The organism is Lysinibacillus sp. ZYM-1 (assembly GCF_001308875.1).
In the GTDB taxonomy this organism is placed as follows: domain Bacteria; phylum Bacillota; class Bacilli; order Bacillales_A; family Planococcaceae; genus Lysinibacillus.
On the sequence record NZ_KQ465120.1, the window covers coordinates 53,400 to 65,901 of the forward strand.

General features: G+C 38.0%; 13 protein-coding genes and 1 pseudogene. 11 read left to right on the forward strand and 3 right to left on the reverse strand.

The genetic code is table 11. From position 1 onward, the window contains the following. Positions 1 to 86: 86 nt before the first annotated feature. On the forward strand, positions 87 to 1,274 hold the full coding sequence (locus tag AO843_RS13190; protein WP_054611564.1) for a DUF4097 family beta strand repeat-containing protein: 1,188 nt from the start codon (positions 87 to 89) through the stop codon (positions 1,272 to 1,274). 55 nt (positions 1,275 to 1,329) lie between these two features. Here AO843_RS13190 and AO843_RS25140 read toward each other — a convergent pair. After that, positions 1,330 to 1,722 (reverse strand): annotated as a pseudogene (locus AO843_RS25140) (transposase); the annotation flags it as partial. Positions 1,723 to 2,185: 463 nt separating this feature from the next. Here AO843_RS25140 and ftsE point away from each other — a divergent pair. The 8 genes from ftsE to AO843_RS13235 all read left to right on the forward strand — a co-directional run bounded on the left by ftsE (position 2,186) and on the right by AO843_RS13235 (position 10,033). Continuing rightward, on the forward strand, positions 2,186 to 2,872 hold the full coding sequence (gene ftsE, locus AO843_RS13200; RefSeq protein ID WP_054611565.1) for a cell division ATP-binding protein FtsE: 687 nt from the start codon (positions 2,186 to 2,188) through the stop codon (positions 2,870 to 2,872). Next, the gene (gene ftsX / locus AO843_RS13205; RefSeq protein ID WP_054611566.1) at positions 2,862 to 3,746 is read left to right on the forward strand and encodes a permease-like cell division protein FtsX; all 885 of its coding nucleotides are present in this window, start codon (positions 2,862 to 2,864) and stop codon (positions 3,744 to 3,746) included. The genes ftsE and ftsX overlap by 11 nt, the downstream gene beginning before the upstream one ends. 59 nt (positions 3,747 to 3,805) lie before the next feature. Then, positions 3,806 to 5,116, forward strand: a complete 1,311-nt coding sequence (locus AO843_RS13210) for a murein hydrolase activator EnvC family protein (protein ID WP_054611567.1) — start codon at positions 3,806 to 3,808, stop codon at positions 5,114 to 5,116. Positions 5,117 to 5,573: 457 nt separating this feature from the next. Further along, the gene (locus tag AO843_RS13215) at positions 5,574 to 6,206 is read left to right on the forward strand and encodes a hypothetical protein (protein WP_054611568.1); all 633 of its coding nucleotides are present in this window, start codon (positions 5,574 to 5,576) and stop codon (positions 6,204 to 6,206) included. Further along, positions 6,203 to 6,796, forward strand: coding sequence for a redoxin domain-containing protein (locus tag AO843_RS13220; RefSeq protein ID WP_054611569.1), 594 nt, complete (start codon positions 6,203 to 6,205; stop codon positions 6,794 to 6,796). Before AO843_RS13215 ends, AO843_RS13220 begins: the two co-directional genes overlap by 4 nt. 270 nt (positions 6,797 to 7,066) lie before the next feature. Continuing rightward, the gene (locus AO843_RS13225; RefSeq protein WP_054611570.1) at positions 7,067 to 8,509 is read left to right on the forward strand and encodes a S41 family peptidase; all 1,443 of its coding nucleotides are present in this window, start codon (positions 7,067 to 7,069) and stop codon (positions 8,507 to 8,509) included. 121 nt (positions 8,510 to 8,630) lie between these two features. Then, the gene (locus AO843_RS13230; protein WP_054611571.1) at positions 8,631 to 9,812 is read left to right on the forward strand and encodes a PDZ domain-containing protein; all 1,182 of its coding nucleotides are present in this window, start codon (positions 8,631 to 8,633) and stop codon (positions 9,810 to 9,812) included. After that, positions 9,812 to 10,033: a CsbA family protein gene (locus AO843_RS13235; protein ID WP_054611572.1), complete on the forward strand. Its 222-nt coding sequence runs from the start codon at positions 9,812 to 9,814 to the stop codon at positions 10,031 to 10,033. The genes AO843_RS13230 and AO843_RS13235 overlap by 1 nt, the downstream gene beginning before the upstream one ends. 30 nt (positions 10,034 to 10,063) lie before the next feature. Here AO843_RS13235 and AO843_RS13240 read toward each other — a convergent pair whose 3' ends face one another. Next, positions 10,064 to 10,390 (reverse strand): AzlD domain-containing protein, encoded by a 327-nt coding sequence (locus AO843_RS13240; protein WP_054611573.1) that lies wholly within the window; start codon positions 10,388 to 10,390, stop codon positions 10,064 to 10,066. Beyond that, entirely contained in the window at positions 10,387 to 11,121 is a 735-nt protein-coding gene (locus AO843_RS13245) for an AzlC family ABC transporter permease (protein WP_054611574.1), read from the reverse strand. The genes AO843_RS13240 and AO843_RS13245 overlap by 4 nt, the downstream gene beginning before the upstream one ends. 124 nt (positions 11,122 to 11,245) lie before the next feature. Here AO843_RS13245 and AO843_RS13250 point away from each other — a divergent pair, with 124 nt between their 5' ends. After that, entirely contained in the window at positions 11,246 to 11,797 is a 552-nt protein-coding gene (locus tag AO843_RS13250) for a helix-turn-helix domain-containing protein (RefSeq protein WP_054611575.1), read from the forward strand. Positions 11,798 to 11,808: 11 nt separating this feature from the next. Further along, the gene (locus AO843_RS13255) at positions 11,809 to 12,447 is read left to right on the forward strand and encodes a TVP38/TMEM64 family protein (RefSeq protein WP_082389468.1); all 639 of its coding nucleotides are present in this window, start codon (positions 11,809 to 11,811) and stop codon (positions 12,445 to 12,447) included. The last annotated feature ends 55 nt before the right edge of the window (positions 12,448 to 12,502 follow it).

A 12,502-nucleotide genomic window follows, 5' to 3' on the forward strand; every position in this document is an offset into this window, starting at 1 on the left:
GACCCAATTTATTCAATTTTGCAGTGAAACTTTTCACATGAAGAATCGTATAAATAGTATAACGAACTGAGGGAGGCTATTTATTTATGCAAAATGAACGTCAACGAATTTTAGAACTTGTAGAAAAAGGTACGATTTCGGCACAAGAGGCGATTACATTATTAGAAGCATTAGAGCAATCTGGCAATTCTACTCAAAATGTTATGAATGATGTTTCTAAAGAAACACAGTCATTTTCAACTGACAAAGAGTCACTATTTGAAGAAAAACCTAAAGATGATGACAAGAAAAAAGATGATTTTATGAAGAATTTCCAAGATGAGATGCAAGATTTTCGTAAAGATTTAACGCAAATTGGTTCTCTTTTTATGGATATGATGAATACGGCTGTCAAAAAGGTGAAGGAATTTGATGTAGCTTCTCCATTTGGCGATAAAATTGAGTTTACACATACAGAAGAAGTGGCTGCTGCCAACGTAGAAAGCATTATCGCTGAATTACCAAATGGTAACTTCTCATTGGAATCCAGTGAGGGAGAAACGATTCAAGTAATCTGCAAGGTGAAGGCACCGCTTATGAATGATAGCGAGGAAGAAACACGTAATCACTTTTTAGAGCAATTTGTTGTGAAAGAAGATGAGCATTCACTTCGGATTTTGAGTCAATTAAAGCTTGTTCAAGTCAATGTGAAGGTACTAGTGCCAAAGGATAAACTTGAAAAATTATCTGTCCGACTTATGAATGGCAGTGTTTCATTACAGGATATAAATTTTGAAGAATTAAAGGTGAAAACATTAAACGGTGCCATTAAAGGGTCGAAGTTCAATTTTGGGAAAGCGGATGTAGATTCTTCTAATGGTTCGATTGAATTAACGAATGTTCGTGGGAAAGACCTAGAAGCCGAAACATTAAATGGTCGTGTTTATTTAGACGGGGCATTGGATGAAGTAGAAGCTAAATCTGTCAATGGACATGTTGTGGTGACAACTTGTTCGACAAATTCATCCAAAATAAAAGCTCAAACAGTAGCGGGAGCGGTTGAACTATATGTCCCTCGTACAATCTCATTAAGTGGTAAAGTGGTGACGAATTTTGGGAAAGTTGACGTTGGCATACAAGATGTTTCCAAAATGGAGTCTCAGGATCAATTCCTATCCAAAGTAGTTCGTTTTGATAAAGAAGTTGAAAATGCAAATCGCTTATTTATCGAGGGTGAATCGAAAACAGGGGCTGTTTTAGTTCGCTACACAACAACTGACGAACAGCAAGTTTAAAAAAGCATTCAAGCTCGGGACTGAACCCCATTGGTGAGACAGTCTCAAAAAAGCATTACCCAACCAGTTTCCGATAATTAATTGGAGACTGGTTGTTTAATTTCAATTGAATACGAGTATTGTTATAATAATTTATATAATCTCTTACGGTTTGATCGACAATGGCCGGTGTAGTTCGAGTTAATCCGTCGAGATAAAACGTTTCTGTTTTGACTGTCGCATGAAACTAGTCAATTGGGGCACTATCAGCGGGCGTTCCTTTACGGGACATGCTCATGATAATGCCCTTTGCTTTGATTGCTTGTTGGTACGCTGCTGAAGTATAAACCGACCCCTGATCGCTGTGTAAAAGACAACCTTGCGGTAAAACAGGTAATTGCTGAAGTGTATCTAACACAAGATTTACATTTTGAGTATTAGAAATCGTATAAGCAATAATTTCACCATTCTTATACCAACGTGTCCATGTTTCTATTTGAGTGTCATTACGAATATTTAATTCTGCTAATATCACCTTTGTAGGAATACCTTGTAACTTCATTTCAACTGCTTTTATTTTTACTTCTTGCGGATAACTCACTCTCGTTCCCATAAAAATAAGCACCTCCAATAGATATTAGGATACATTACCCTAAATTCAATTGAAGATGCTTTTTTGTTTTTTCTAACCCAAAGGGGTCAGTTCACTCATTGCTTGAATGCTTTCTTCTTAAGAAACAGGAATCGACGCTATATGTCGTCGATTTCTGTTTTTATTTTTGTCTTAATCTTAAGGATTATGGCAAGGAAAGAACGAAATAGAAGGAACTGCCACGGATTGAAATGAAACTGTAATAAAAAAACAGAAATAGAGTGCTATAATAGTTAATGAAATACCTCTTACATAGATGAGAGTTTTAGGTGGTTTAAACATGATAGAAATGAAAAATGTGACAAAGAAGTACCCGAATGGTGTTGTTGCGACAAACGGTATTTCTGTAAATATAAAGCAGGGCGAATTTGTATATGTAGTTGGCCCAAGTGGTGCAGGTAAATCTACATTTATCAAATTGATGTACCGTGAAGAAAAGGCAACGTCAGGACAGATTATTGTTAATGGGATTGATTTAGCAACGTTAAAGAATAAGAAAGTCCCTTTTTTGCGTCGTCAACTTGGTGTTGTTTTCCAAGATTTCAAGTTATTACCTCGTTTAAATGTTTATGAGAACGTAGCTTTTGCGCTTGAAGTAATCGAGGAACAACCTGACGAAATCAGACGTCGAGTTATGGAAGTTTTAGAGCTTGTTGGATTAAAGCATAAAGCAAGAATGTTCCCGAATGAACTTTCAGGGGGGGAGCAACAACGCGTGTCCATTGCACGTTCAATCGTCAATGTACCAAAAGTTGTGATTGCTGATGAACCTACTGGGAACCTTGATCCGGAAACTTCATGGGAGATTATGAATTTATTTGAGGAAATTAATGCACGAGGGACAACCATTGTAATGGCGACCCATAACCGTGAGATTGTTAACACGATTCGTCGTCGCGTTATCGCGATTGAGGGCGGTTTGATTGTCCGTGATGAACACGGAGGTGATTACGGCTATGAAATTTAGTACAGTAAAGCGCCACTTCCGTGAAAGTATTAAATCACTTGGTCGTAATAGCTGGATGACCATCGCGTCTGTCAGTGCCGTAACCGTTACACTTATCTTAGTTGGCGTATTTGCGCTTATTATGATGAATTTAAATAAAGTGGCAACTGATTTAGAAAACGATGTTGAAATTAAAGTGTTAATTGATGAGACAGCAGATGAGGCTGCTGAAAAAGCACTCATTGAAAAAATCAAAAAATTGCCTGGTGTCTCAGAAATGACCTATTCAACGAGAGAAGATGAGTTATCCAAATTAGTCAAAGATTTTGGCGATGATTTTAAGCTATTTGAGCAAAGCAACCCTTTACGTAATGTAATTTATGTAAAAGCTACTGAACCTCAGCAAACGGCAAAAGTTGCGCAAGCGATTGATAAATATGAGTATACATATGACGTTATGTATGGTGAAGGAAAAGTAGAAAAACTATTTAACTTCTTAAATATGAGTCGTAATGTAGGGATCGTGCTTATTTTAGGGTTATTATTCACAGCGATATTCTTAATTTCAAATACCATTCGAATTACGATTATTGCTCGACGAGATGAAATTGAAATTATGAAACTTGTAGGGGCCACGAATTCATTCGTGCGTATCCCGTTCCTATTGGAAGGAATGTGGCTCGGAATTTTAGGCTCTATCATTCCGATTGCGGTTGTCACAACCCTTTACCACAATATATATAAAATTATTGCACCTCGTTTACAAGGTGAGCTAATTCAAGTACTGGATTTTTCTCCACTCGTGTACCAAGTGAGCGGTCTTCTGTTACTCATTGGTGTGCTAATCGGTATTTGGGGAAGCTTCATGTCAGTGCGTAAGTTTTTAAAAATTTAGTTTAGCACTCACAGCGGATATTTGTGAGTGGGAAAAATAGTCGAAGGGGAGTTCAATCGGTGAAAAGTAAGGCGAAAAACACATTGAAAACACTTGCAGTAGCATCTACTCTAATTCTTTTTATCCAAACTCCATCAGCGTTTGCAACAAGTTTATCGGATTTAAAAGAAGAGAAAAAGCAAATTGAAACAAAGAAAAATGAATTAAATTCATCCATTTCAAACAAATCAAATGCCATTACAGCGAATCAAGAAAAACAACAAAAAATCATAGATCAAATTCAAGCATTAAACGCTGAAATCGACAAAACAAATAGTGATATAAAAAATGTCCAAGCCGAAATTCAAGCAACGAATGAAGAAATAAAAAAACTAGAAGAGTCTATTAAAGAACTATTGCATAAAATTGAAGAACGCGATGTTTTACTACAAGAACGTGCTCGAGCGATTCAAGCAGGCGGCTCGGTAAGCTATTTAGACGTATTACTTGGTTCTAATAGTTTTGTAGACTTTATTGATCGATTCTCCGCAGTCAATGCATTGATGGAAGCGGATCGTCAAATTATTCAAGATCAAAAAGATGATAAACAAAAATTAGAAGAACAAAAACAAATTGTTGAAGAAAAACGTAAAAAGTTGGAAGGCCAAAGAGCGGAGCTTGAACGTTTAAAAGCTTCATTAAATAGCCAAAAAACTGAGAAAAATAAATTAGTTGACGAATTAGAAAAAGAACAAGAAAAGCTGAAATCTGAAAAAGTATTACTTGAAAAAGAGTATTCCGAAGCATTGGATGTAAGCCAAGAATTACAAGATCAAATTATTTCTGAGCAAAAACGTTTAGCTGAAATTGCCCGTCAACAAGAAGCAAAACGCAAAGCAGCAGCGGCGGCAGCGGCAGCAGCTGCTGCCAATAATGGTGGTGGCGGCTCATCTAGTGGTACAGTCAATGCCCCTCAATCTAATGGCACGTGGATAAAACCAACAAATGGTCGTTTAACATCGCCTTATGGCTGGCGTAATCTTGGAGCAGGTCCTGAATTCCATTATGGTGTGGATCTTGCTAATTCAACAGGAACACCAATATGGGCGGCTTCGGATGGTGTCGTTGCTTACGCTGCCCCACTAAGTTCTTATGGGAATGTTGTCATACTGACGCATTCGGTTGATGGACAAATTTATACAACCGTGTATGCGCATTTAAATTCATTTAATGTGAGCGTAGGACAAGAAGTAACACAAGGTCAGCAAATTGCTGCAATGGGTAGCACGGGCCGCTCTACTGGGCCGCACTTACACTTTGAAGTGCACAATGGTCCTTGGAGAGGACAAGCAGTTGGTAGTGTAAACCCACTAAAATATATTCCATTGTAAAATATAAGCTATACATTAGAGCAATCTAGTGTATAGCTTTTTTTAGTTATTTTTGAAGGATTTCATCTAGCCCATTTTCGTTAACAAGATTATGCATATGTACGTTAGTAAACCTTCTTGGAATACAGTAAGTAAAGTGTACGCCTATCGTGGGTCATGTCAATTAAAAATAGTGGTGCTTTTAATTGCACGACTAACTAGTTTTCGGTAAAGACTCTTTTTCAAATTCTTCGACCTAAACTTTGTCAACATCGTCATAACAAGAAAAAATGAGTCGTGTAGAAGCATAATTGCTCCTCCCTTCCTTTTCCTATTATCAGATTCTATTTAATGTTATGATGAATATATACATAGAGGGGTATATTTCTTAAGATTTTCTGAACACCATGTGAAATAAGCTTATTTTGAAAAGGTTCTATGCTATGCTGTATGTATCTTTCGGAGGAGGATTTTTAGAGTGATCAATACAGATTGGTACTCAATCCGAGCACTAACTTTACCAGCAACTGCAATTGCGCTACTTGTTACATTCTTCATGGTTTGGCTAATACTACGTTTACAATTTTCAAAAAAGTGGTCTGAGGCATATAGTGATGCAGTTTTTACGTTTATCCTTGTATGGAAATTTAGCTTGCTTATCACTGACTTTAAAGCAGTTGTGGCACAGCCCATTTCTTTACTTTATTTCAATGGAGGGACGATTGGTGTTTATCTTGGCGTCATTGTTGCATCTTTGCAAATATGGCGGAAGCGACAAAAACACCTATTACAAGCTCAAAGTATGATAGCGTATAGCTGGGCAATTATCTTAACCCAATCCATCTATCAATGGCTTGTTGTGTTGTTCAATGACAACTCTACAATGAGTGAAGTCACTACATTAACGGTACTAAGTATATTGACAATCTTCATATTATGGAAACTACCAACAGTAAAGCAAGGCTTATTACTGTATACAGCTGGACTAATGATCGTTGCTTTCTTCCAGCCACTTGGTATATGGCAAACGGCTGTGGGTATTAGTCTATTATTGCTTTGTCTTGGAATAGCATTGGAACATGAACGAATCAAAGAGGGAGGTAAAGAATGAAAAAAAATATTGGACTTCTGATCGTCGTGCTTTTAGTAGTTGCGATGATTGGTACATATGTAAAGCAACAAATTAATGAAGACCGTGCAATTGAAAAATCAGCTCTTGGTAAGGACATGGAGGAACGAGAAATTGGTTTAGGAAATGGAGATACACCTCCTGATTTCACTTTAACAAGCTTAGACGGGGAAGACATTACATTAAGTGATCTACGTGGAAAAAAGGTTGTGTTAAATTTCTGGGCGACATGGTGTCCTCCTTGTAAGGCTGAAATGCCACATATGCAAAGCTTCTATGATGAGTATGCAAAAGAAAAAAATGTTGAAATTATAGCTGTCAATTTAACAACGGCAGAGCGTGATGTGACAGCAGATGCGAAAGTGGACACGGTGATGACTTTTAGAGATAGCTTTGAGCTAACATTCCCAATATTATTGGATCCAGACCCTGATAATTCAGTAGGCTCGGATTATCAGGTTATCACCATCCCCACAACTTATTTTATTGATTCTAACGGCTATATTCAACGTGCCATCAAAGGACCAATGGACGTGGATATGTTAAAAGAATATGTAGATGCTTTAGATTAACTCATAAACAATCTGTTCGATTTCTATAGTAGAAACGAGCAGATTATTTATTTTTATGTGATTACCCGTAAATTGAAAGCGAATACTAGTCCGATGAAAAATGCCCTGGAGCAACTAAGTTCCCTCACTACGGGGTGAGATACCCGAGGAACACTGGCGATTACCCGTAAAGTGAGAGAAGGTATCCCCTCAATTCATAATTTTGAAAAGTAATCTTGTATGTTTGAAAAAATAGTGTCATACAGTAAAAGAGACGGAGGAGGGAAGATTTTGCGCAAATTAACGGCCAGTGTCGGTGTCCTACTTAGTAGTTTAGTGGTAGGCAGTGGTATTTACTTTGATTGGTTTAATATTGGTGATAAAAAGGAGCCTGTTACGGAGGTTGACACAATTGGTGAGGCCATAACCCTCATTGAAGAAAAATCAGTTTACAGTACAAAAAAGGATGCATTGGTGGAGGGAGCTCTTCGTGGTATGGCGGATGCCATTAAGGACCCTTACAGCACTTATTACTCCAAGGAAGAGGCCGAGCAACATCGGCAAATGCTAGCTGAGGAAAGAGTAGGTATTGGTATTGAACTCTCGGAAAATAAAGGGAAGTTTATAGTAGTATCCCCTGTTCGTTCATCTCCGGCAGAGAAAGCTGGAATGCGCTCACTCGATGAAATTGTACAAGTTGATGGCGTGCGTGTAGATGGTAAGACGATGAGCGAATTAATGCATTTAATTCAAGGGGAAAAGGGGACGAAGGTAACCATTGTCGTTTACCGGCCGAGTGAGGATAAACATATTAAAATGACGATGGAACGAGCTGCTATCTCTAATAAGACCGTCTCAAGTGAGGTTGTAAAGGTAGAGGATACAGCTATTGGCTATGTTGTGATCTCATTGTTTGGTGAGAAAACGGCAAATGAATGGGTTGCTGAAACGAGTAAATTGCTTCGTAAAGATGTTGAAGGAATTGTAATTGATGTTCGTGATAATCCAGGGGGTTATTTACATAGCGTCGCAGCGCTACTAAGTACGGTATTAGATAGTGGCAAGGTATTTGCATATATGCAAAATGCTGAAGGTGCTATGGAGCCATTAAAAACACAAACAAAAGGTATTGATGAAAAATATTTAGAAACAATGAACAAAATTCCGATAGTTGTCTTACAAAATCAAGGTAGTGCTTCTGCGAGTGAAGTATTGAGCGGAGCCTTAAAAAGCTGGGGACGTGCTTCACTTGTTGGAGTTAAGAGCTTTGGGAAAGGAACAGTGCAGGAATCTTGGGAGCTATCTAATGGTGGAGAGCTTAAATTATCCACGAATAAATGGCTTACACCGAAACGTGAATGGATTCATGGGCAGGGCATTGAGGCAAGTTTAGTCATCGAGCAAAATGAATTATTCGCTTTTCAACTACATCCGCTGACAGGAAAATTTAAAGTGGGCGATATGAGTGAGGAAATTTCTTATTCACAAAATGCCTTACAGAAACTTGGCTATCAAATTGATCGTTTAGATGGTTATATGGATGATACAACAGCTGAAGCGGTTAACCTTTATCGAAAACAAAAAAAGTTAAAACTAGCAGAAGATGAATTCTATATGGATACGACCTTCTTTAATAGTTTGAATGAAACGTTGAAAAATTATAAAACAGATCGTCAGAATGATCAACAGTTCCAAATGGCAACTAGTTTTTTACTTCACACCATTGAACAATAAACCCTCTGACACAACAAAAGAACGATAATACAAAGCTTTCTATGAGTTTGTACTACGCAAGAGTGTAGTCGTTTGATACAATAAATTCATAGTATTCAAGATAGAAACGGCGGGTGTTCGTATGGTTAGTGAGATATTATTAGAAATTGTAACAGCGATTGGCCGCTTTTTACTCAACCCATTACTGTATATAACCATAGTGTTTGCTACTTTATTAGGTTATCGTCGTGTAAAACAGGAGCGTAAATATTTTAATAGACGAATTATTTGGGGCTGGACAGAGTTAATCGGACAATGGAAAGATGGATGGCTATATGCATTGATTATTTCGTTGATTAGTATGGTAGCAGGGCTTACCGTACCGAAAGTATTTTTAATCATTGTAATAGCAGTCTCTATAGTAGCACTTGCACTGTATTTCATGAATGCTCTGTCACCGATTTTGACTATGGGCATAGCTACGCTAGCAATATGGGCCATGTCTTCCTACAATTGGTCATTTTCTTGGCGGAACATTTCCTTAACAGGAGTGAATTTAGAGGATGGTGCTATCGTTACCATTACCATTCTTGTTGGTCTTTGTGTCATTGCTGAAGGGCTTTTAATTCGACGTGCGGCTATGAATGTCACAACGCCTTGCATGGAAAAAACAAAACGAGGTATGCAGGCAATTGTCTATCGCTCAAGAAATGTCTGGGTATTGCCTATCTTCTTTGTCATTCCTGGTGATGCAATTGCTGCAGTATTGCCGTACTGGCCACAGTTTACGATAGGAGATACCAGCTTCGCGCTCATCCTATTTCCTCTTGTAATCGGCTTTTCAAAGCTGATAAGGAAGGAATTACCTGTTCTAATACTACCCAAAATTGGGCGATCTGTATTAATACTTGGACAGCTTATTTTAATAGGGGGACTGGCTGCATACTTAGAGCCATTGATCGGTTTTATCACGCTTGCCTTGGGAGCAATTATCCGTATCATCATCTCTATCTATTATGCTGGGCAGGATAAAACAGATCATTATGCGATAGCACCTAGTACAAAGGGTGCGATTATCGCAGCAGTGCTTCCTGATTCGCCAGCTGAAAAAATGGGCTTACTTGCAGGTGAATGTATTCGTAAGGTAAATGGTGTTGCCATTTTTACGGAAAATGAGTTATATGAAGCCTTACAATTAAATGCAGCCCATTGCCGTCTAGAAGTGTTAGATCGAAACAATGAAATTCGTTTAACACAGCATGTAATTTATAGTAATGATCATTACCGAATTGGATTACTACTTGCTGAGCAGAGGGATGTATAATGGACGTTTTTGGGAAAATGATATTAGCGTTTTTCATACCGGCCTTACTTGTGTTATTGTTCACAAGAATTACGTATAATCGCTATGTTGCCCTATTATTAGCGATTGCGCTTATCACTGCCTCTGTCTATGCAGGATATACATCCACACCCATTCTTTTCATAATAGATGCATTTTCATTAACAGTGGGCTTTTGGTTAGCAAGGAAAAGGAAGAAATAAAAAGGTCAGTCCTAATGTGGACTGACCTTTTTATATGAAAAATCGTACAGCTGCCATTATAATAACCCCTGCAACCACAGTAATTGATAAACTTTTTGTGATCAGGGCAATAAGAAGTGTTGGAACAAATGTAATAAAGACAGGCCAATCAAGCGTCACCACTTTGCTGCTTTCTGTATCGATTAAATTTTCAATTACAAGGGCACTTAAAATACAAACAGGAATATAGCTAAGCCACTTTAGGACAACATCTGGAAGTGTAACACTGCGCACAAAAATAAACGGAATGACACGGGGGAGCCATGTTACAAGCGCACAGCCGATAATAAGCCATACCATATAAGCGGTTGTTGTCATTTGTCAGTCACCACCCCGATGGTTGCTACAATAACTGTTGCTAGTAGGACAGCCACATGTGACGGTACAATATACGAAAGGCCATACATAATAACAGCCATATAGCCGATTAACTTAATATAATGCATGATTTTACTTTTACCAACGCTACTCAATTGTAGAACTAAAAGTGCAACAAACATCGCAACTAAGGCGAAATCTAAGCCCCATTGTTCAGGATTTGCCACCCATTGCCCTAAGAAGGCGCCTGTGACACACGACAAAATCCAGAAAATATAAGCGGTTAAGTTAAGCCCATCCATCCATTTTCCGTATAGTTTACCTGTTTGCATTTGCTTAGTCACAGCAACACCAAAGGTTTCGTCGGTTAATAATGTACCGAAACCAACATTTCTAAGCATAGAATAACGTGTAAAATGAGGTGCTAATGTTAAACTCATTAATAGATGGCGTAAATTGACGACAAAAATGGTTACAATGATAGCAGAAGCAGGACTACTTGTTAAAAGAAGTGCACAAAAGATAAACTGTGCGGAACCTGCATAAATCAATATTGTTAAAAGTGCAATTTCGAGTACCGATAATCCTGAAGCGGAACCTACAACACCGAATGCAAGTCCTATACTAATATAGCCGAGTAAAGTAGGTACACAATCCTTCACACCCTGTATAAATCTATCGTTGGAAGAGCTTGTGGCCTGATCTTTATGAAGCTCTGTTGTACTTGTCATAAATAGGTCATCCTTTCTTAAAAATTTCCATGTATACTGTTGATGGAATAGTTTGATTGTTCTTGATGTTTATTAAAGTATACAGATGTCCGATAAAATAAACAACAGAAAATTGGTGATTAGAATGGAACAAATGAGTCGGAATTTAGCATTTCAATTAAAGAAAATTAGACAACAACGCCATTTAAGCTTAGATGATGTTGCCAAAGCGACAGGCGTAAGTAAAGCACAACTGGCTCAAATAGAAAAGGGGGAGGCGAATCCTACCGTATCAACAATTTGGAAAATTGCTGCAGGTATGCGCATTTCATTTTCTTCATTATTACAGCCACCGACTGCTCATTACATGCGTTTTAGCAGTAAGGATGTCCCACATGTTGATGAGGATGAGGGACGCTATCGTGTTTATTCGATTATCCCGTATAATCCTGAACGAGGATGGGAATTCTACAAGGTTGAAATGGAACCTGGAGCAGTTAGTAGGAGTGAAGCCCATACAGAAGGGGTAGAGGAAACTGTAATGCTCATTAAAGGACAAGCAGTTATTTCTGCTGGAGATATGAATGAATTACTGGATGAAGGGGATACACTAGTATTCTCGGGGCATCAGCCTCATGAATATCGGAATACATCAGAAGGGCTAACAATTTTTCATTTAATTTTACAGTATAAATAGAGGTGTCGATATTGAAAGAATGGTTTACTGTAGAAAATATTGAACTTGTTGCGGCACAGTATCGAACACTTGGACCCATCATTGGTTTACTGCTACCTTTTATAGAAGCGTTTTTACCATTCCTACCATTAGTGGTGTTCGTTGTAGCCAATGCAAGTGCATTTGGATTATGGCTTGGATTTTTATTATCTTGGTTAGGTTCTGCGGCTGGATCTTATGTGGTATTTTTAATTGTCCGCCATTTTGGTAAGCATCCAAGGCTACGATTTTTAACTGGCAGTAAAAAAGTACAGAAACTTATTAAATGGGTGGATATGAATGGCATTAGCCCTCTTTTTGTCCTCCTATGTTTCCCTTTTACACCTTCTGTTATCGTGAACATTGTAGCGGGTTTGTCTCATATTCATAAAAAGTTTTATTTAGTTGTTTTACTAGCTGGAAAATTCGTGATGATCTTAGGTATGAGTGTATTAGGGTATGATTTAAAATCATTATTAACAAGCCCTGTGAGACTGGTGATTGCAGCTGTTGCTATTGTTATTTTATGGTGGATTGGTAAGCTGATTGAGAAGCGATTGAATGCCCGTGTAGAGAGAGATTTAAAGCAAGTGCGAAATTTGACGAAAAATCAGGATCACCATACAAATTAAAATAAGAATCGTTGCCTCTTTGATTATTTGAAGAGGCTGTTTTTTATGTAATGAA

Coding starts and splice junctions, on each gene's coding strand:
- AO843_RS13190 (WP_054611564.1), top strand. CDS start 87: ATGCAAAATGAACGTCAACGAATTTTAGAACTTGTAGAAAAAGGTACG.
- ftsE (WP_054611565.1), top strand. CDS start 2,186: ATGATAGAAATGAAAAATGTGACAAAGAAGTACCCGAATGGTGTTGTT.
- ftsX (WP_054611566.1), top strand. CDS start 2,862: ATGAAATTTAGTACAGTAAAGCGCCACTTCCGTGAAAGTATTAAATCA.
- AO843_RS13220 (WP_054611569.1), top strand. CDS start 6,203: ATGAAAAAAAATATTGGACTTCTGATCGTCGTGCTTTTAGTAGTTGCG.
- AO843_RS13230 (WP_054611571.1), top strand. CDS start 8,631: ATGGTTAGTGAGATATTATTAGAAATTGTAACAGCGATTGGCCGCTTT.
- AO843_RS13235 (WP_054611572.1), top strand. CDS start 9,812: ATGGACGTTTTTGGGAAAATGATATTAGCGTTTTTCATACCGGCCTTA.
- AO843_RS13240 (WP_054611573.1), bottom strand. CDS start 10,390: ATGACAACAACCGCTTATATGGTATGGCTTATTATCGGCTGTGCGCTT.
- AO843_RS13245 (WP_054611574.1), bottom strand. CDS start 11,121: ATGACAAGTACAACAGAGCTTCATAAAGATCAGGCCACAAGCTCTTCC.
- AO843_RS13250 (WP_054611575.1), top strand. CDS start 11,246: ATGGAACAAATGAGTCGGAATTTAGCATTTCAATTAAAGAAAATTAGA.